The organism is Streptomyces sp. NPDC006997, assembly GCF_040635175.1.
Lineage (GTDB): Bacteria > Actinomycetota > Actinomycetes > Streptomycetales > Streptomycetaceae > Streptomyces.
This window is the reverse complement of record NZ_JBEYHH010000011.1, coordinates 144,242-163,660: the sequence shown is the minus strand read 5'-3', so window position 1 is coordinate 163,660 and position 19,419 is coordinate 144,242. Positions and strand designations below refer to the sequence as shown.

Genomic DNA, 19,419 nt, shown 5'->3' with positions numbered 1-19,419 from the left:
CGCCCTAGCCGTCCTGTGCGCGGGGGGCCGTCGCGCGGGTCACGATGGCCTCCAGCTGGTCGTGGTGCGCGCCCTTCCAGTAGGCGCGACCGCACTCCGCGCACTGGGCGAACACGTCGTACGAGCGCTGGGTGCCGCCCTTCAGCTGGTCCGCCACGTCCTCCTTCGTGGCGGCGCGCAGCAGCCCGTTGCAGGCGGTGCAGCGGGTCCACGGGCGCAGTTCGGGGGCGAAGCGGGCCAGGACGTCCTGGAGCTGGTCGTCGGGGCGGGTGCTGTAGACGAACGCGCCCGCCCACAGCTCACGGCGGCGCAGCAGGCCCCGGTCGCGGCTGAGCATCACCCGCTTCTCCGCCGCCGAGCGCGCGGCCAGCGCCGGGTCGCCGATGTCCGTCGACTCGTAGGCCGTGTCGACGCCGAGCAGCCGCAGCCGCCGGGCCAGCGTCCCGAGGTGCACGTCGAGCAGGAACCGCAGGGGGGCGCCCGGCACCCGCTGGGGGCGCGTGACCTCCCGGACGGTCACCGACTCACCGGCGGCCGGGACGTGCGCGGCGGGCACCTCCCGGCCGTCCACCACCAGCGCGCCCACCTCGGTCAGCGGCACGCCCAGGGACTCGACGACATGGCCGAGGGTGGAGACGCCGTCCGTGGTCAGCGGGGTGCGTCCGGCACGGCGGGCGGCCGGGACGAACAGGTGGAGGCCGGGGGCGAATGCGACGTCAATCTCGGGTCCGTTCACGACGATCAGGATGACAGGCCGCGGTCACACTTCCCACGAGGGACCGATGCCGTGGGAGGGCAGGTGCCCGGTCGGCTCCGGCGCGCTCGCCGGGATCCGGCAGCGCAGTGCCAGCACCGGGGGCGCGGGGGCGCGGTCGTCGGTGCGGGCGGGGTACTCCTCGGTGGCGAGGTATCCGCCGTCGTACGTCTCGATGTCGATCATCAGCCTCTGCTCCGTCCTACGACATGCCCGATGCGCCCGTCGCGCCCGATGCGGTGGGTCTGGTCCCGGGGCGTGGGGTGCTGCCGGGTCCGCCCGGTTTGCCGAGTCTGCCCCGTCCCCGTCCGCCCCGCCTGGCGGGCCCACCCCGGCTGCCCGGCCCGCGTGCCCTGTCCGGCCCGTGCCTCGGTGGCGAGCCCCGGCAGCAGCGCCGCCGCCAGCAGGGCCGCCGCCAGCGCCGCCGTCCCGCAGACCAGCAGGACCACCGCCATCCCCTGCACGTACGCGGCGTTCGCGGACGCGGCGAGGGCCGGGGCGCCGGTGTGCTCGGCGAGCAGGTGCGCGGCGACGACCGACTGACCGGCGGTCTCGGTGGCCGCGGCGGGCAGGCCGGGCACGTCGAGCCCGGCCCGGTAGACCCCGGCGAGGAGGCTGCCCAGCAGGGCGATGCCGATCGCGCCGCCGACCTGGCGCAGGGTCATCAGCAGGCCGGAGCCGCTGCCGGAGCGGTCGGCGGGCAGCGCGGCGAGCGCGCCGTCCATCGCCGGGACCATGGAGAACCCGAACCCGAGGCCGACCAGGGAGAGCCACAGCGCGGTGAAGCCGTACCCGGAGTCCACCGTCGTACGGCTGCCGAGGAACGCGGCGAAGGCCAGCACCACCAGGCCCGCGCTCACCACCGACTGGGAGCCCAGCTTCTCCACCAGCGGCTGCGCGGCGCGCGCGGCGAGCAGCACCCCGCCCATGACGGGCAGCAGCCGCAGCCCGGTGCCGAAGGCGTCGTGGCCGAGGACGGCCTGGAGGTAGGGCGGCAGCAGGAACAGCAGCCCGGCCAGCACGAACGTCACCAGCGCGGCCGTCCCGGCGTTGAGCAGGAAGCCGCGGTCGCCGAGCAGCGCGAGGTCGCGCACCGGGCGCGCGGCCCGCCGCTCCCGGCGTACCAGCGCGCCGAGCAGCAGCGCCGCCGCGGCCAGCGGGCCCAGCACGTGGACGTCGCCCCAGCCGCGTCCGGGCGCTTCGATGATGGCGTAGACGAGGGTGCCGAGCCCGGCGGTGGTGAGCATGGTGGAGACGGCGTCGACCCTGGGGGCGGCGGGGTCCTTCGTCTCCGGTAACAGGAACAGGCAGGCCACGATCCCGACCGCCGCCATCGGCACGTTGACCAGGAAGACCGAGCCCCACCAGAAGTGGTCGAGCAGCCAGCCGCCGACGATCGGCCCGAGCGGCATCCCGAGCGCGGAGGCGGCCGAGAGGACGCCGACGGCCTTGGGGCGTTCACCGGGCCCGAACAGCGTGGGCAGCACGGAGAGCGCCAGCGGCATCACCAGCGCCCCGCCGACGCCCATCACGGCGCGCGCCGCGATGACCGCGTGCACGTTCCCGGCGAGTACGCCGAGCAGGGACCCGGCGAGGAAGACGGCGAGCCCGGTGACCAGCATCCGGCGGCGCCCGAACCGGTCGCCCAGCAGTCCCGCGGGGAGCATCAGCGCCGCGAAGACGACGACGTAGGCGTCCGCGACCCACTGCTGTTCGTCGGTGCCCGCGCCGAGCTGGGCGGCCATGGTGGGCAGGGCCACGTTGAGGATCGTCAGGTCGAAGCCGAGCACGAGGGTGCTCGCGACCAGCGCGGCCAGCGCCCACCAGCGGCGGGGGTCCTGGCCCGGCTCGACCGGGACGATGACAGTAGCCATGAAATGAGAGTAACTGTCAAAGTCCATCCTCTGTCAATAACGCGTGGGCCGGGAGGGTGACGGGACAGCAAAAATGGCCACGGCTTTACATGCCGTGGCCATGGAGGTGACGGGTGCTACGCGTGCTGGTACGCCACCAGCGAGATGCCGACGTAGTGCGCGATGAACGCCGCCAGCGTGAACGAGTGGAAGACCTCGTGGAAGCCGAACCAGCGGGGCGAGGGGTTGGGGCGCTTCATGCCGTAGATGACGCCGCCCGCGCTGTAGAGCACGCCCCCGACGATCACCAGGACCAGGACGGCGATGCCGCCCGCGCGCATGAAGTCGGGCAGGTAGAAGACGGCCGCCCAGCCCATGGCGATGTAGCAGGGCGTGTAGAGCCAGCGCGGGGCGCCGACCCAGCAGACCCGGAACAGGATTCCGGCCAGGGCGGCGGCCCAGATGCCCCACAGCAGCCACTGCCCCTTGGTGTCCGGCAGCAGCAGGATCGTCAGCGGTGTGTAGGTGCCCGCGATGATCAGGAAGATGTTGGCGTGGTCCAGTCGGCGCAGCAGGCCGTCCATGCGCGGGGACCAGTTGCCCCGGTGGTACAGCGCGCTGACGCCGAACAGCAGGCAGGCGGTCAGGGCGTAGATCCCGCAGGCCAGGCGTCCTCGGGGGGAGTCGGCGAGGGCGGTGAGCACCAGCCCCGCGACGAGGACGGCCGGGAACATGCCGAGGTGCAGCCAGCCTCGGAGCTTCGGCTTGATCGGGTGCGGCAGGGAGAGCGCCGCGGAGACGCGGCCGGGGGGCGGCGTCTCCATGGGCGCGTCGGAGGCGGACGCAGTCATGTCCACATCGTACCTACGCCACCGTAAGTTACGGATCAGTCCCAGTCTGGTAGTGGCCATCGTCTCACGGGAGTTGAGGGCGGTGCACCGGATTCCGGTTGGCGTAAAGGGACAGTCGAGCAAACGCAATGCGCATCTAAAGTGACATTTCATACGTGGTAATGGTCACGTCGCTCAGTTGTGAGGTCCTCTGGACAGATGGGCACTCGCCCCGCATGATCATATGAGTGCGGTCGGCACCGGATGAGCGCGCACGCACGGCAACGCATCCGGGCCGCGGCCCCCACGGGGCAGACAACGACATATCCCTCACGGCAAACCCTCACCTAGGAGCGATCGTGGCGCGCGATATCGCGGCTCCCCCCGTCATCCCCACCCAGCACCAGGAACTGATCTCGTGGGTCAACGAGATCGCGGAACTGACCCAGCCGGACAACGTGGTCTGGTGCGACGGATCCGAGGCGGAGTACGAGCGGCTGTGCGGGCAGCTCGTCGAGGCGGGCACCTTCCGGAAGCTCGACCCGATCAAGCGTCCCCACTCCTACTACGCGGCCTCCGACCCCACCGACGTCGCCCGCGTCGAGGACCGGACCTTCATCTGCTCCGAGGAGGAGAAGGACGCCGGGCCCACCAACCACTGGAAGGACCCCGCCGAGATGCGGGAGATCTTCAGCGGGGAGAAGGGCCTGTTCCGCGGCTCGATGCGGGGCCGCACCATGTACGTCGTGCCCTTCTGCATGGGGCCGCTGGGCTCGCCGCTGTCCGCGATCGGCGTCGAGATCACCGACTCGGCGTACGTCGCCGTCTCCATGCGCACCATGACCCGCATGGGCCGGCCGGTCCTCGACGAACTGGGCGACGAGGGCTTCTTCGTACGCGCCGTGCACTCCCTCGGCGCCCCCCTGGAGCCCGGCCAGCAGGACGTCCCGTGGCCGTGCAACCAGACCAAGTACATCTCCCACTTCCCGGAGAGCCGCGAGATCTGGTCCTACGGCTCCGGCTACGGCGGCAACGCGCTGCTCGGCAAGAAGTGCTACGCCCTGCGCATCGCCTCCGTCATGGCCCGCGACGAGGGCTGGCTCGCCGAGCACATGCTCATCCTGAAGCTGACCCCGCCGCGCGGTGAGGCGAAGTACGTCGCCGCCGCGTTCCCGAGCGCCTGCGGCAAGACCAACCTGGCCATGCTGGAGCCGACCGTCCCGGGCTGGACGGTCGAGACGATCGGCGACGACATCGCCTGGATGCGCTTCGGCGAGGACGGCCGTCTGTACGCCATCAACCCCGAGGCCGGCTTCTTCGGCGTCGCGCCCGGCACCGGCGAGCACACCAACGCCAACGCGATGAAGACGCTGTGGGGCAACGCCGTCTTCACCAACGTCGCCCTCACCGACGACAACGACGTGTGGTGGGAGGGCATGACCGAGGAGCCCCCGGCCCACCTCACGGACTGGAGGGGCAACGACTGGACCCCGGAGTCCGGAACGCCCGCCGCGCACCCCAACGCCCGCTTCACCGTGCCCGCCGCGCAGTGCCCGATCATCGCCCCGGAGTGGGAGGACCCGCGGGGCGTGCCGATCTCGGCGATCCTCTTCGGCGGGCGGCGCGCCACCGCCGTACCCCTGGTCACGGAGTCCTTCGACTGGAACCACGGCGTCTTCCTCGGCGCCAACGTGGCCTCCGAGAAGACCGCCGCCGCCGAGGGCAAGGTCGGTGAGCTGCGCCGCGACCCGTTCGCGATGCTGCCGTTCTGCGGCTACAACATGGGCGACTACATGGGCCACTGGGTCGACGTCGCCAAGGGCAAGGACCAGGCCAGGCTGCCGAAGATCTACTACGTCAACTGGTTCCGCAAGAACGACGAGGGCGCGTTCGTCTGGCCGGGCTTCGGTGAGAACGGGCGCGTCCTGAAGTGGATCGTCGAGCGGCTGGAGGGCAAGGCGGAGGGCGTGGAGACGCCCATCGGCGTCCTCCCGGCCAAGGGGGCCCTGGACACCGACGGGCTCGAACTGTCCGACAGCGACCTGGACTTCCTGCTCACCGTCGACAAGGACGTGTGGCGCGAGGAGGCCGCCCTCGTCCCCGAGCACCTCAACACCTTCGGCGAGCACACGCCCCAGGAGCTGTGGGACGAGTACCGCGCCCTGGTGCGGCGCCTGGGCTGACGCCCACCCCCCGAGAACCCCCGCGGCCGGCCCCTCGATGGGAGCCCTGACCAGCGATCGTCACGGTCGGCCGCGGGATCAGGGTGCCTCCCGGTGCCTCCCGCCCCGCACAACGGCGTGCGGGGCGTGGCACCGTCGCACTCAACCGGCCCGCGCGCCCCCTTGCTCACGCGATCTTCACCCCTGTTACATGGGTGACACACGAGTCCCGTCGTGTCCGACGGGGCTCAACACAGCCTGTGGGGGGCACAGTTGAATACAGCACACCGTCCGGGACGGCTCGCGGCCACCGTCCTCGCCGCCGCGCTCGCCGGGACCGGCCTCACCGTCGCCGTCGCGCCCGCGGCCCACGCCGCCGCCTCCGACGTGGTGGCCAAGCTGCCGATCACGACGTACTCCGCGATGGCCGTGGACTCCGTCCACCAGCGCGTGTACGTCGCGGACAGCAACACCAGCAACTACAACAACCCCGGCAACGTCGCCGTGTACGACTTCGACGGCGAGCGCGTGACCACGATCACCACCGCGTACTACGTCTCCGGCCTGGCCCTCAGCGCCGACAGCGGCACGCTCTACGTCGGCGGACGCACCCAGATCCTGGCCTACGACACCAGCACCCACCAGCCGAGCGGCACCACCAACGTCTCCGTCGACATCTGCGGGCGCTCCCTGGCCCAGTCCGGCGGCCGACTGCACTTCACCACGCCGTACGGCACCACCGACTCCTGCGCCACCGTGCCGACCAACCTGGACACCCTCACCGACACCGGGTACGCGCGCACCGGCTGGAACGACTTCGGCGTGCTGCAACTGGAGGCCGGCGCGGGGGACCGGATGCTGATGGGGCAGCCGCTGAACGCCCGGGCGGCCAACCCGTTCCTCACCGTCTTCGACGCCAGCGGCACCACCCTGGTCCGCAACGCCGCCCGCCGTTTCGCCGCCGCCGACGGCACCGGCGCGCTGAACCTCAAGGACATGGCGTTCTCCGCGGACGGCGGCAAGGTCGCCGTCGCCGACGCCTCCTACGGCACCCGGCTGCTCAACACCGACGACCTCTCGGACGCGGCGACCGGGTACGCCGCCCTCCCGGCCGGTGCCAGCGCCAGCGCGGTCGCCTTCAGCGGCGACGGCACGTACATCGCGCGGGGCGCGGCGGCCAGCGGTGCCACCCCCGACCTGCTGGTCCAGCCCGCCGACCCGGCCGACGCCTCCGCGCCGCTGGAGTTCGCCTTCGAGGGCAGCCTCGACGGCGACCGGGTCGCCCCGCGCGGCCTGGAGTGGTCCGCCGACGGCTCCCGGCTGTTCGCGGTGACCACCAACGCCTACGGCAACCAGTACTGGCTGCACGTCATCCAGCCCCCGGCCGTCCAGTACGACACCCGCTTCGCCGGCGAGCTGACCCACAGCCCCTCCGGGGCCGTCGCGGGCGAGCCGCTCGCCGTGCGCGGCAGGCTGGAGCTGGACGGGCCCGCCCCGACCGAGCCGCTGAAGGTGACGGCGACCCGGCAGGACGCCGACGGCACCCACGACCTGGGCACCGCCACCGTCAAGTCCGACGGCACCTTCACCGTCCTCGACGAGCCCGACCTGGTCGGCGACGCCACCTACACCGTCTCCTTCCTCGGCGACCTCACCCACCGCCCCGCCACCGACCTCACCCACACCGTGACCGTCGGCAAGGCGCCCACGTCGATCGCGCTCACCGCCCCGGCCGAGGCGTCGCTGTCCGGCGGTGTGCACATCACCGGCACGTTCACCGCGCAGGGCAGGGCGCTGCCGGAGCGGGCGGTGCTGAAGGTGGAGCGGTCGGACCGGCTCGGCACGGGCACGCTCTCCTCGGTGACGGTCGCCGCCGACGGCACCTTCACCATCGACGACCTGCCGCGCACGCGCCGTGAGACCACCTACACGGTCAGCTGGCCCGGCGACGACCTGCACCAGCCGTCCAGCGCGGCGGCGACGGTGTACGTCACCCGCTGAGCCCGCCGCCCCGGTCCTCCAGGTACCGGGTGTGCGACTCCTGGCGGCGGGCCTCGGTCTCCCTGAGGTCCGCCGCCAGCCGCTCCGCCTCCGCGTGGAGCGGCGCGAGCTGCCGTTCCAGGTGCCGCTCCGGCGGCTCCTGCCCGGGCGTCATCCGGTGCCACCACCGGGTGCGCACGAACGCGTCGACGGCCTCGGGGACGTCCTGCCGTACGGCCCGGGACACCGTGCGCACCCCCTCCGGGTCGGCGGCCAGCGCCTCCGCGACCCAGCCGGGCGCCAGCAGCGCGCCCAGCAGCTCCGTCAGCGCGGTGAGCCGCTCCGTCACCGTGGGCGGCAGCTCCACGTCGGTCAGATAGCCGCCGAGGCGGGCGAGGTCGGCGCGCACGGCGTCCAACTGCTCCGAGAGGCCGGGGAACTCCGGGGGCTGGTCCCCGTCGACGAGGCGACCCGCGCCGAGATGGCGCTGCTCGCCCCGCCGGAGCGTCCGGCGCCGCCCTTGCCCCGCCCGGCGTCCAGCGCCGCCAGCCCGTTGCCCGCGAGGACCCCCGCGGCGTTGCGGTGGGCGACGACGACGAGCGGCGAGTAGAAGGGGCGGGGCGGGGGCTGCCGCGCGCCGAGCTGCCTGGCGAGTTCGTCGGCGGGGGCCTGGCTGGAGGGGAAGGCGAAGTCGTAGCCCTTCAGGTCCAGGCCCTCCATGGCCCAGGAGCCGGAGGTCTCCGTCCGTACGGTGTAGCCCTCGGCGGCCAGGGCGTCCACCACCAGGGGATCGGTGAAGAAGTCCGCCTTCTCCGAGCCGATCACCGCGCGCACGGTCTTCGTTGCCGTGCCCTGGTCCCCGTGGTCCCGGCCCGCCACGACGGCTGCCACCACGCCGCCGATCAGCAGGACCGCGAGGACGATGCCTGCGATGCCTCTCACGTCGGCAGCGTGCTCGCGGAATCCAACGTTCCCCGTCGGCGGGGGTGAACGGGGGGTGACGTACCGGTCCCGCTACGCAACAGGCGCCGCTCCCGTGCGCCGGCGCACGGGAGCGGCGGGGGTGGTGTGTGGCGCCCGGTCCGCGCGTCGCTGCGGGTGCACGCGGACCGGGGCCGTCGGGGGGCCCGAGAGGGGCTAGCGGGCGGTCAGTTCCCGGGGTTCGAGGGCCGCGGCGTGGGCGTCCATGCGCTCGGCGGTGAGGATCGCGGCGGCGGTGTCGGCGCGCGAGGCGGCGACGACCAGGGCGCGCCCGGCGAGGGTGTGCGCCCGGCGGTGCAGGGGCGCGAGCCGCGGCTCACCCGGGGCGGCGGTCAGCGGGGCACGCGTCGGCGCGCTGCCCCCGCGCAACCGGGCGACCTGCTGCGCGAGCCGTTCGGCCGCGGTGTCCAGGTCGTCGGACGGGGCGTGGGCGCGCAGTTCGTCGGTGACGGCGAGCAGGGCGGCGAGGTGGCCCGCGAGCTGGATGTCCAGCTCCTCCTCGCGGGTGCGGTGGGGGAAGTCCGGGGTGCTGCCCGCCATCGTGCTGTGGACCGACTTGGTGCGGATCGGTTCGTACATGGGAGGGCCTCCTGCCGCAGTGACAGAAGCCATCCTACATTAGACCTCGTCTAAACAGGGCTGGTTCCGGAAGCTGCGCTCAAGGCTGGCTGTAGCCGTCCAGGAAGTGCCCGATCCGGCCCACCGCGTCCCGCAGGTCCCCGGCGGTCGGCAGGGTCACCACCCGGAAGTGGTCCGGCTCCGGCCAGTTGAACCCGGTGCCGTGCACCACCATGATCTTCTCGCGGCGCAGCAGGTCGAGGACCATCCGCCGGTCGTCCTTGATCTTGAACACCTTGGGGTCGAGCCGCGGGAAGAGGTACAGCGCCCCCTTCGGCCGGACGCAGGACACCCCGGGGATCTGGGTCAGCAGCTCGTAGGCGACGTCCAGCTGCTCCTTCAGCCGTCCGCCCGGCAGCACCAGGTCCCTGATCGACTGCCGTCCGCTGAGCGCGGCGACCACCCCGTGCTGGCCCGGCATGTTGGCGCACAGCCGCATGTTCGCCAGGATCGTCAGGCCCTCGATGTAGGAGTCCGCGTGCGCGCGCGGCCCGGAGATCGACATCCAGCCGACCCGGTAACCGGCGACCCGGTACGCCTTCGACATGCCGTTGAAGGTGAGGGTCAGCAGGTCGGGCGCGACGGACGCGGTCGGGATGTGCACGGCGTCGTCGTAGAGGATCTTGTCGTAGATCTCGTCCGAGCAGACCAGCAGGTTGTGGCGGCGGGCGATGTCGGTCAGCCCCTTGAGCACCGCCGCGTCGTACACCGCGCCCGTGGGGTTGTTCGGGTTGATGACGACGATCGCCTTGGTGCGGTCGGTGACCTTGCGCTCCACGTCCGCGAGGTCCGGCATCCAGTCCGACTGCTCGTCGCAGCGGTAGTGCACGGCCGTCCCCCCGGACAGGGAGACCGCCGCCGTCCACAGCGGGTAGTCCGGGGCGGGGACGAGCACCTCGTCGCCGTCGTCCAGCAGGCCCTGCATGGCCATCGTGATCAGCTCGGAGACGCCGTTGCCGATGAAGACGTGCTCGACGTCCGTCTCGATGCCGAGGGTCTGGTTGTGCATGACGACGGCCCGGCGCGCGGCCAGCAGGCCCTTCGCGTCGCCGTAGCCGTGGGCCGTGGAGACGTTGCGGAGGACGTCCTCCAGGATCTCCGGCGGGCACTCGAAGCCGAACGCGGCCGGGTTGCCGGTGTTCAGCTTGAGGATGCGGTGACCGGCGGCCTCCAGCCGCATCGCCTCCTCAAGGACCGGTCCCCGGATCTCGTAACAGACGTTGGCGAGCTTGGTCGACTGGATCACCTGCATGTCTGGGAGCTTACGGCCGCGTAACGCTCCGTGGGTGGTGTTATCCGCCACGCGAGACAGCGCGGTATGTCCGGTTATCGCCGACCGCTGTCCCAGCAGCCACTCCAGTCCCTAGAATGCCCGGCCATGTCCGAGCACCCCGAGCGGCCCCCCGCGGACGACGAGCCCCCGAAGGTCTACCACCCCCAGGCCGCCGACGCCCCGTCGTACGACGAGTACGCCGACCCGGCCGTCGCGCACGGCTGGCAGAACACGTACGACGAGACCCGCGAGCTGCCCCCGGTCGGCGCCGGGGAACAACCGACCGCCGAGATGGCGGTCGTCCCGGTGGCCGCCGTGCCCGGGGCCCCGCCCGCCGCCCGCTCCCGGCCCGGACGTGGCGCGCGCCGCAAGCCCAGCGCCTGGCGCACCCGCCGGGCCGCCGTCGCCGCCGGTGCCGTGGGCGCCGTGGGCGCCGCCGCGCTGATCGTCGGGTTCTCCTTCTCCGGCTCCTCGGCGGACGGCTCCGAGGACCGCCGAGACCCCTCCGGCGTACCGTCCGCCGAGGACACCGACGCCGGCGCGGTGCCGGACGCGGACGCGTCGGACGGCGCCGGGAGCCGTACGCCGTCCCGGTCGCCCTCCCCGTCCCCGAGCGCCACCGAGGGCGCCGCCGACGCCGGGGACGACGAGCCGTCGTCCGGCGCCACCACCGCCACGGCCCCCGCCACCTCCACCGCGCCCACCACGGCCCCACCCGCCGGGGGCGGCGACCCCGGCAACGGCGACTCCGGCGGGACCGCCGGGTCGGGCGGGTCCGGAACCGACGACAAGCCCGGCAACGGCCACGGGCGGAACCCGAGGTAGCGGCACTCAGCGGGGCGTGCGCCGCACCGACCGCCCCGCCAGGACGTCCGTGCGCCCCCCGTCCTCGATCACGAACCGGCCGTCGACCAGGACGTGCGGGATGCCGACCGGCAGGGCGCGCGGCTGCTCGAAGGTGGCGCCCGCCGCCACCGTCGCCGGGTCGAACAGCACCAGGTCGGCCCGGTACCCCTCGCGGACGAGCCCCCGGTCCGGCAGCCGCAGCCGGGCCGCCGGACGTGAGGTGAGGTGCGCGACGCACTCCTCAAGGGACAGCACGCCCAGCTCCCGCACGTACCGCCCGAGGTAGCGCGGGAAGGTGCCGTACGCCCGCGGGTGCGGCTTGGCGCCCCGGAGGATGCCGTCCGAGCCGCCGGTGTGCGCCCGGTGCCGCATCACCGCCCGCACGTTCTCCTCGTGCCCCACGTGGTGCAGGATCGTCGGCCCGAGCCGGTCGGCCAGCAGCAGGCGGCGCGCGGTCGCCCAGGGCGTCTCGCCGCGCGCCCGCGCGGACTCCGCGACCGTCCGGCCGACGTACTCCGCGAGCGCCGGGTCCGTCACCCCGGAGACCTCGACCGTGTCCCACGCCACCGGCACCCCGTGGCAGCCGTCCGCGCCCGTCACCTCCAGGTCGTACCGGACGCGCTCGGCGGTCTCCCCGTCGGCCAGTCGCCGCAGGACCGCCTCCGGGCCGCCCTCGCTCGCCCAGCCCGGCAGCAGGGCGGCCAGGGTGGTGCTGCCCGGCGTGTACGGGTAGCTGTCCAGACTGAGGTCGACACCGGCCGCCAGGGCCTCGTCGAGGAGCGCCAGCAGCTCCGGCGCCCGGCCCTCGTTCACGCCGAAGTTCAGCGTGGCGTGCGCCAGGTGCAGCGGGCAGTCCGCCTCCCGGGCCAGCGCGATCATCTCCGCGTACGCCCCCAGCGCCCCGGCGCCGTAGGAGCGGTGGTGCGGGCAGTAGTAGCCGCCGTGCTCCGCCACCACCCGGCACAGCTCCGTCAGCTCGGCGTCCCGCGCGTACATGCCCGGCGCGTACGTCAGCCCCGACGACATCCCCACCGCGCCCTGCGCCAGGCCCTCCGCCACCAGGTGCCGCATCCGGTCCAGCTCGGCCGGCGTCGCCTCCCGGCCCTCCCAGCCGACCACCAGCGCGCGCACGGTCCCCTGCGGGACCAGGTACGCCGCGTTCACCGCGACGCCCCGGTCCAGACGGTCCAGGTACTCCCCGACCGACCGCCAGTCGAAGTCGACGTCGTCGCCGGGCCCGTGCCAGCCGGTGACCGCCCGCCGCACCTCCGCCAGCGTGCGGTCGTCGACCGGGGCGTACGACAGCCCGTCCTGCCCGAGGACCTCCAGCGTCACGCCCTGCGCGGCCTTGGCGCTGTGGTCGGGGTCGGCCAGCAGGGCCAGGTCGCTGTGGGCGTGCATGTCGACGAAGCCGGGGGAGAGGACAAGGCCCTCCGCGTCCAGCTCCCGGGTGGCGGTGGGGCGCTGGCAGCCCGCCGCCGCGGCCTCCTTCACGATCGAGACGATCCGGCCGTCGTCGATCGCGACGTCGGCGCGGTACGCGGGTTCGCCGGAGCCGTCGACGACGTCGGCGTCCCGGAAGACGAGGTCAGCCATGGGGCCTCCTAGAAGAACGTGCGGACGTAGTCGACCACCGTGCCGTCCGCCTCGGCCACCGGGATCAGCTGCCACTTGTCGAACGACGTGCACGGGTGCGACAGCCCGAGGCCCACCCAGTCCCCGACGTCGAGGCCCGCCTCCGGCGTGGTGCGCAGCCAGGCGTGCTGGTCGGACAGGGCGGTCAGCTCGATCCCGGCCGCCGGGCGCTCGGCGCCGTCCCGGCGCACCACCTGGGCGACCGGCAGGTCCAGGTCGTGGGCGGCGTCGCGCTTGCCCGCGTTGAGGAACGCCTGCTCCGCCGACGGGCGGGAGACGACCTGCGCCCACAGCCGGAACGCGGGCTCCAGGGCGCCCTCCTCCGGGACCCGGTTGAAGGGGGTGAGCCTGCGGTAGTGGACGTCGTCGTGGGAGACGTACGCGCCGGAGCGCAGCAGCTTCAGCACCGGCGCGGACAGCTCCGGAAACTCCGCGAACACGTCCGCGACCGCGTCGAACCAGGCGCTGCCGCCCGCGCTGACGACGATCTCGTCCAGCCCCGCGAACCGGCCCGCCGCGTCGAACCCGGCGGCGAGCGCGACCAGCCGCGCCAGCCAGGCCCGCACCCGCTCCGGGGTCGCCCGCGGCACCTCGCCCTCGTACCCGGCGACCCCGACCAGCCGCAGCGCGCCCGGTACGGCCGCCACCGCGTCGGCGACCTCCGCGCACTCCGCCTCCGTGCGCACGCCGGTGCGCGCCCCCTCGCCCGCCGCCAGCTCCACCACGACGTCCACCGGGCGGACGGCCCCGCGCAGCGCCTCCGCCATCAGCCGCACGCCGCGCACCGAGTCGACGTACGCGACGAGGCGGAAGTCCGGGTCGGCGGCCAGCTCGGCGGCGATCCAGCGCAGCGCGGCCGGGTCGACCAGCTCGTTGGCGAGGAACACCCGCCGCACCCCGAACGCCCTGGCCACCCGCACCTGGTGGGGCACGGCGAGGGTGATGCCCCAGGCGCCGCGGTCGAGCTGGCGCTGGAACAGCCGCGGGGCCATGGACGTCTTGCCGTGCGGGGCGAAGGCGAGGCCGTGGCGGTCCGCGTAGGTCTCCATGAGCGCCAGGTTGTGCTCCAGGCGCTCGGCGGACAGGGCCAGCACCGGCGTGGTGAAGCCGCCCGTGAACAGGGAGCGGCGCTGGGCGGTCAGCTCGGCGACGGTCAGCCCGTCGGCGTCCGGCGGGAGGCCCTTGAAACGGTGGTCGATGCGTTCCTCGGCGAGTCGGGCGAGCGCCTCGCGGCTCATGGGGCCTCCCTGATCAGGTTCGTTGCGTTCTCCGCAATCCTCATTGCGCACAACGCTTGTCGCTGTCTAACATCTCGGCCACGCGGGGTCAACGGAACCCCGGCCCCGCACCAGCAGCCGCCTCCCGCACGGCAGCCGCCTCCCGCACCAGCAGCCGCCTTCCGTACGCCAGCCGCCGAGGAGACCCGACGACCGTGACCGACCGCGAGCCCTACGACGTCGTCGCGCTGGGCGAGTCCATGGTCACCTTCCTGCCCTCCCGGCCGGGCCGCCTCGCCGACGTCCCCTCCTTCGCGCGGGCCATCGGCGGCGCCGAGTCCAACGTGGCCTGCGCGCTGGCCGCCGCCGGACACCGCGCCCGGTGGGTCAGCCGGGTCGGCGCTGACGGCTTCGGGGACCACCTGCTCGCCGCCGTCGCCTCCTACGGCGTCGACGTGTCGGCCGTGGCCCGCGACCCCGCCCGCCCCACCGGCGTCTACTTCCGCACCGCGGGGGACCGCGGCACCGACGCCCACGAGGTGGCGTACTACCGCGCCGGGTCGGCGGCCTCCGCGATGACGCCGGGGAACGTGGACCTCGCGGCGGTGCGCGCCGGACGGATCCTGCACCTCTCCGGGATCACCGCCGCGCTCTCCGGGGGGTGCCTGGAGGTGGTACGGGAGCTGACGGGGCGCCCGCGGGGCCCGCTGGTCTCCTTCGACGTCAACCACCGGCCCGGCCTCTGGCGGGACACCGACGGCGCCGCCGTGCTCCGCGACCTCGCGCGCCGCGCCGACCTGGTCTTCGTCGGCGCCGACGAGGCGTGGGGGCTACCCGACCCGCGCGCCGTGCGTGCCGCGCTCCCCGAGCCCGAGGCGCTCGTCGTCAAGCAGGGCCCCGCCGGAGCCACCGCCTTCCTCGGGACCGACGCCACCTTCGTGCCCGCGCCCGCCGTGGACGTCGTCGCCGCGGTCGGCGCCGGGGACGCCTTCGCCGCCGGGTTCCTCTCCGCCACCCTGCGCGCGCTGCCCGCCCGCGACCGGCTCCGGCACGGCCACCTGTGGGCCGCCGCCGCCCTCACCGTCCCCGGCGACCTCGCCGCGCCGCCCGCCCGCGACCACGCCGACCGGCTGTGCGCCCTGGACGACGCCACGTGGGGGAGACTTCGACTCGCCCCGGGCTGGACCGGTGACGTACGGCAGCCGGGCGAGGAGGAGGTACCCACCCCATGAGCCAGACCGTCGACCGCGCGCTGAGCATCCTGCCGCTGCTCGCCGAGGGCCCCGCCGACCTCGGCCGGGTCGCCGACCGCCTCGGCGTCCACAAGTCCACCGCGCTCCGGCTGCTGCGCACCCTGCACGACCACGGCCTCGTCTACCGCCAGTCCGACCAGCGCTACCGGCTCGGCGCCCGGCTCTTCGCGCTCGCCCAGGAGGCGGTGGAGAACCTCGACATCCGGGAGATCGCCCACCCCCACCTCGTACGGCTGAACGAACAGTGCGGGCACACCGTGCACCTCGCCGTGCACGAGGAGAACGAGGTGCTCTACATCGACAAGGTCGACAGCCGCTACCCGGTGCGGATGTACTCCCGGATCGGCAAGCCGGTCGCCCTCACCGTCGCCGCCGTCGCCAAGCTGCTCCTCGCCGACCTCCCCGAGCCCGAGCGCCGCGCCCTCGCGGAGAGGCTCGACTACCCCCTCTACACGTCCCGTTCGACGCCCAACGCCCCGGCCTTCCTCAGGGAGCTGGAGAAGGTGCGCGAACAGGGCTGGGCCACCGACCTCGGCGGCCACGAGGAGTCCATCAACTGTGTCGCGGCGCCCGTACGGGGCGCGGACGGCCGGGTCGTCGCCGCGATGTCGGTCTCGGCGCCCAACGTCGTCGTCACCGCGGACGAACTCCTCACCCTGCTCCCGCTGGTGCGCCGCACGGCGGACGCCGTCAGCGGGGAGTACTCCGGCAGGACCCCCGGAACCGGACCACGCTAAGGACCCCCCGTGACAGAGAAGACCGCCCTCACCCCGCCGACCCACACCACCCCGCCCGCGAGGTTCTCCCACGGCGTCCGCAAGGGCAACGTCCTCCAGGTCGCGGGCCAGGTCGGCTTCCTGCCCGCCGAGGAGGGCCGGCCGCCCACGCCCGCCGGGCCGACCCTGCGCGAGCAGACCCTCCAGACCCTCGCCAACGTCAAGGCGGTCCTGGAGGAGGGCGGCGCGTCCTGGGACGACGTGGTGATGATCCGGGTCTACCTCACGGACGTCGGCCACTTCGCGGAGATGAACGACATCTACGACGCGTACTTCGAGGCCCAGGCCCTCACCCAGCCGCCCGCCGCCCGTACGACCGTGTACGTCGGCCTGCCCGCGGGGCTGCTCGTGGAGATCGACGCGCTCGCCGTGCTCGGCTGACGGGGCATGTTCGTATAACGATGCCGGGGGCTGGCTGTGACCGGCACGGGTTCTTGGACCATACTGCCCGCTGTGGAGCAGCGCATAGGTTCGAGCAGCCAGCCCCTGGAAGGCGCCGGGTTCGACCCGGCCTTCGTCCCCGGGCTCACCGCACCCGTGTCCGAGGAGCCGGCGGAGTCCGCCCAGGACGACGCCGCGGAAGCACCGGACGAGGCCGAGCCGGAGAAGGCCGCGGCGGCCGGGGCGGAGCCGGTCGCGGAGGAACCGGTCGAGGAGGAGCCCGCCGGGGAGGAGGCGGTCGACGGCCCCGTCTTCGAGGCCGCCGACCGCCGGGCCCGGATCGTCGCCGACCACCGGGGCGTACGACTCTCCCTGGACGACCAGGCGTGTGAGTTCCGCTGGGACGAGATCGGGGCGGTGGAGACGGAGACCGGCCGCTTCGGCAAGCGGTACACCGTCACCGTGCACACTCCTGACCGGCGCTGGTACCCGATCGAGATCGAGGCACCGGCCAGGAGCCGCTTCCAGGAGTGGGACGAGCGGTTGGACGCCGTCCTCGACGCGTACTTCGACGACGAGGCCGAAGCGGACGCCGAGGCCGACAGCGAGGACGACGCCGGGTAACTAGGCGCAGTACTGCGCCTGCTTGCCGATGGACCGGTACATGCAGTCGGCGTTCTCCAGGAGTTGGAGCACGGCGTCCCGGTTCCTGGAGGTCTCCCGCTCGATCACCTCGTCGGGCGGGTAGAAGCCGCCGCCGGAACTGGAGCGCGGGTACATCTCGAAGGTGTACCCGAAGATCTTGTGCGCGCCCCAGAGGTAGTCGTCGATCGACCCGTCCGTGATGTAGAGGTCGCTGGACTGCTCGGGCGTGTAGCCGTTGCTGGCCGCCATCTTCCGACCCACCGTCGCGAAGGCGTTGCGGTCGTCGGCGGTCATGCCGGTGGTGGTGTCGGAGTAGGTGTAGCCGAACGGCCAGAGCACCAGCTCGCTGTAGGTGTGGAAGTCGACGCCCGCGGTGATCTGCTGCTTGCCGCCCACGACCCGGCTGCGGACGAAGTCGGCGACGACCCGCACCTCGGGCGCGGACTCGGGTGACGAGCCGCGGTAGGTCTGGGAGGACGTCGAGCCGGAGGAGCCGCCGCAGCAGCCCCACTGGTAGTTCCAGTTCCGGTTGAGGTCCGTACCGACGTAGGAGGAGCCGGGGTTGGGCTGCCGGTTCTTGCGCCAGGAGCGGTAGGAGCCGGAGGCGATGTCGTACTCGCCGCCGTCCGGGTTGAGGTCGGGGACGATCCAGATCTCGCGGTTGTTCACCATGCTGGTGACGCGGGAGTCGGTGCCGTAGTCGCTGGTCAGCTCGCGCAGCAGGTAGAGCGCCATCTCCACGGTGAGGTGCTCGCGGGCGTGCTGGTGGTGGGTGAACAGCACCTCGGGCTCGGCCTCGTCGGTGCCGACGTTGTCGCTGATCTTGATGGCGACGATGTCGCGGCCCTGGTAGGAGGTGCCGATGACCCGCTGGCTGGCGATGGACGGGTGGGCCGAGACGATCGAGTTGATCTCGCTCGTCATCTCCGCGTAGTTGTGGTACCGGGAGTCGGCCGACGGGAAGTCGTAGAGCCGCAGGCCGTCGGCGGCGGACGACCGGTCCGGGACCTCGCCCAGGGTGGTGACGTCGTAGCCGAGGCGGCGGAGTTCGCGGATCTGGTCGGCGCGGCCGGAGACGACCACGCCGTGGCCGTGCACCTCGTCGATGGAGACGCCGGTGCGCAGCAGGGCCGTGCGGGTCCTGGCGTCGGAGTGCAGGTGGACCTCGTACTGGCGGATGTCGTCCGCCGAGGCCGTGGTGGACCGTGCAGCGCCGGACGCGGTGGCGTCGGTCGCGGTGACGGCCAGGGGAGCGGCGAGCGCGAAGGCCGCGAGGGCGGCCAGGGCGGCGGTGCGCCTGCCGGGGCGGGCGCCTGAGCCGCGGATGCGAAGTCGCATGAAGTCTCCTAGGAACTCCAGGTCTTCCGGGGTCTCCGGAAGTGGGGAGGGCGTGGAGCGGGGGGTGGTGCTTTCTGCGACGTGCGACGTGCGACGTGCGGTGTACGGCACGCGGTGTACGGCGTGCCGGTGCTGGCGCTCAGAGTCGCGGGAATGGCATGAGCAGGTCAAGAGTGAAGGGTGGCCGGGTGGCGGGAACCCTTCGGAAATGGGCCGCGCAGTGTACGCGCGGGCCGCGCACCCGGCGGGGTGCGCGGTAAAGAGCACCCGGTGGGGTGATGGAGGCGTGCATATATGTGAGGTGTGGGGAGAGTGTGAACGCGGATCAGCGCCGCGACGGGGCCGCCGGTCGCCCCGCTCCTCCTACCGACAGGGATTCCATGTCCGCACCAGCCCCCGCCTACCCCCAGCCCCCGCTGGGAGCGGGCCATGCGAGCGTTGAGTACGACCCCCGCCCCTCCGCCGTGCGCGAGGCCCGCGCGGAGGTCCGCAGACGGCTGGAGGAATGGGGGCTCGCCGACCGGGGCGACACCGTCGACACCGCGGAGTTGCTGGTCAGCGAGTTGGCCACCAACGCCCTGCTGCACTCCGCCAGCCGCTTCCAGCTCACCCTGAGCGCGGCGCACGGCGTGCTGCGCTGCGAGGTCGCCGACGCGGGCCGCCGCACCCCGCAGGTGCTCGACGCGGGCGCCTCCGAGAGCGGCCGGGGCATGTTCCTGGTCTCCGCGCTGGCCCGGCGCTGGGGCTGCCACCAGGACGGGCCGGGCAAGACCGTCTGGTTCGAACTCGGCACCTGCGCGGGCGACGGCTGCGGACGGCGGCAACCGTAGCCCGCGCACCCGGGCGGAGGGTGGAGGGCGTGCGACACCGACGGGAA

The 19,419-nt window shown here is 73.4% G+C and carries 17 protein-coding genes and 2 pseudogenes; 8 read left to right on the top strand and 11 right to left on the bottom strand.

Annotated elements, in window-relative coordinates:
- Positions 1-4: 4 nt before the first annotated feature.
- The 4 genes from ABZ659_RS13715 to ABZ659_RS13700 all read right to left on the bottom strand — a co-directional run bounded on the left by ABZ659_RS13715 (position 5) and on the right by ABZ659_RS13700 (position 3,458).
- Entirely contained in the window at positions 5-736 is a 732-nt protein-coding gene (locus tag ABZ659_RS13715; RefSeq protein WP_360217877.1) for a Mut7-C RNAse domain-containing protein, read from the bottom strand.
- A gap of 24 nt (positions 737-760) precedes the next feature.
- Entirely contained in the window at positions 761-940 is a 180-nt protein-coding gene (locus tag ABZ659_RS13710; RefSeq protein ID WP_360217875.1) for a hypothetical protein, read from the bottom strand.
- Positions 940-2,628: an MFS transporter gene (locus tag ABZ659_RS13705; protein WP_360217872.1), complete on the bottom strand. Its 1,689-nt coding sequence runs from the start codon at positions 2,626-2,628 to the stop codon at positions 940-942. The genes ABZ659_RS13710 and ABZ659_RS13705 overlap by 1 nt, the downstream gene beginning before the upstream one ends.
- 116 nt (positions 2,629-2,744) lie before the next feature.
- A complete protein-coding gene (locus ABZ659_RS13700; RefSeq protein ID WP_360217869.1) occupies positions 2,745-3,458 on the bottom strand; it encodes a hemolysin III family protein in 714 nt (237 codons plus the stop codon).
- A 338-nt stretch (positions 3,459-3,796) separates the two neighbouring features.
- Between ABZ659_RS13700 and ABZ659_RS13695 the strand changes: the two genes are divergently transcribed.
- Both ABZ659_RS13695 and ABZ659_RS13690 read left to right on the top strand, forming a co-directional pair.
- Positions 3,797-5,620 (top strand): phosphoenolpyruvate carboxykinase (GTP), encoded by a 1,824-nt coding sequence (locus ABZ659_RS13695; RefSeq protein WP_360217866.1) that lies wholly within the window; start codon positions 3,797-3,799, stop codon positions 5,618-5,620.
- Positions 5,621-5,872: 252 nt separating this feature from the next.
- Complete coding sequence (locus tag ABZ659_RS13690; RefSeq protein ID WP_360217863.1) at positions 5,873-7,600, top strand: Ig-like domain repeat protein; 1,728 nt, start codon at positions 5,873-5,875, stop codon at positions 7,598-7,600.
- Here the strand turns inward: ABZ659_RS13690 and ABZ659_RS13685 are convergent.
- The 4 genes and pseudogenes from ABZ659_RS13685 to ABZ659_RS13670 form a co-directional block, all read right to left on the bottom strand.
- A pseudogene (locus tag ABZ659_RS13685) lies at positions 7,590-8,057 on the bottom strand (hypothetical protein); the annotation flags it as partial. The gene ABZ659_RS13690 and the pseudogene ABZ659_RS13685 sit on opposite strands and share 11 nt — an antisense overlap.
- Before the next feature lie 38 nt (positions 8,058-8,095).
- Positions 8,096-8,521: pseudogene (locus tag ABZ659_RS13680) on the bottom strand (hypothetical protein); the annotation flags it as partial.
- A 195-nt stretch (positions 8,522-8,716) separates the two neighbouring features.
- Positions 8,717-9,139, bottom strand: a complete 423-nt coding sequence (locus tag ABZ659_RS13675) for a hypothetical protein (protein ID WP_360217860.1) — start codon at positions 9,137-9,139, stop codon at positions 8,717-8,719.
- Positions 9,140-9,218: 79 nt separating this feature from the next.
- Positions 9,219-10,430 (bottom strand): pyridoxal phosphate-dependent aminotransferase, encoded by a 1,212-nt coding sequence (locus ABZ659_RS13670; RefSeq protein WP_360217857.1) that lies wholly within the window; start codon positions 10,428-10,430, stop codon positions 9,219-9,221.
- Between the two features lie 126 nt (positions 10,431-10,556).
- Here ABZ659_RS13670 and ABZ659_RS13665 point away from each other — a divergent pair, with 126 nt between their 5' ends.
- A complete protein-coding gene (locus ABZ659_RS13665; RefSeq protein WP_360217854.1) occupies positions 10,557-11,276 on the top strand; it encodes a hypothetical protein in 720 nt (239 codons plus the stop codon).
- Positions 11,277-11,282: 6 nt separating this feature from the next.
- Here the strand turns inward: ABZ659_RS13665 and ABZ659_RS13660 are convergent, their stop codons facing one another.
- Positions 11,283-12,893 carry a D-aminoacylase gene (locus ABZ659_RS13660; RefSeq protein ID WP_360217851.1) on the bottom strand — a complete coding sequence of 537 codons (1,611 nt, stop codon included), beginning with the start codon at positions 12,891-12,893 and terminating at the stop codon, positions 11,283-11,285.
- Positions 12,894-12,901: 8 nt separating this feature from the next.
- Complete coding sequence (locus ABZ659_RS13655; RefSeq protein ID WP_360217848.1) at positions 12,902-14,170, bottom strand: alanine racemase; 1,269 nt, start codon at positions 14,168-14,170, stop codon at positions 12,902-12,904.
- 194 nt (positions 14,171-14,364) lie between these two features.
- Here ABZ659_RS13655 and ABZ659_RS13650 point away from each other — a divergent pair, with 194 nt between their 5' ends.
- From ABZ659_RS13650 to ABZ659_RS13635, 4 genes are all read left to right on the top strand, one after another.
- On the top strand, positions 14,365-15,381 hold the full coding sequence (locus tag ABZ659_RS13650; protein WP_360217845.1) for a sugar kinase: 1,017 nt from the start codon (positions 14,365-14,367) through the stop codon (positions 15,379-15,381).
- Positions 15,378-16,139 (top strand): IclR family transcriptional regulator, encoded by a 762-nt coding sequence (locus ABZ659_RS13645; protein ID WP_360217842.1) that lies wholly within the window; start codon positions 15,378-15,380, stop codon positions 16,137-16,139. Before ABZ659_RS13650 ends, ABZ659_RS13645 begins: the two co-directional genes overlap by 4 nt.
- 9 nt (positions 16,140-16,148) lie before the next feature.
- Positions 16,149-16,559 (top strand): RidA family protein, encoded by a 411-nt coding sequence (locus tag ABZ659_RS13640; protein WP_360217839.1) that lies wholly within the window; start codon positions 16,149-16,151, stop codon positions 16,557-16,559.
- 72 nt (positions 16,560-16,631) lie between these two features.
- Complete coding sequence (locus tag ABZ659_RS13635; RefSeq protein ID WP_360217836.1) at positions 16,632-17,183, top strand: hypothetical protein; 552 nt, start codon at positions 16,632-16,634, stop codon at positions 17,181-17,183.
- On the opposite strand, the gene ABZ659_RS13630 is transcribed toward ABZ659_RS13635, so the two are convergent.
- Entirely contained in the window at positions 17,184-18,542 is a 1,359-nt protein-coding gene (locus ABZ659_RS13630) for a M14 family metallopeptidase (RefSeq protein WP_360217833.1), read from the bottom strand.
- A 380-nt stretch (positions 18,543-18,922) separates the two neighbouring features.
- On the opposite strand from ABZ659_RS13630, the gene ABZ659_RS13625 reads away from it, so the two are divergent.
- Complete coding sequence (locus ABZ659_RS13625) at positions 18,923-19,372, top strand: ATP-binding protein (RefSeq protein ID WP_360217830.1); 450 nt, start codon at positions 18,923-18,925, stop codon at positions 19,370-19,372.
- The last annotated feature ends 47 nt before the right edge of the window (positions 19,373-19,419 follow it).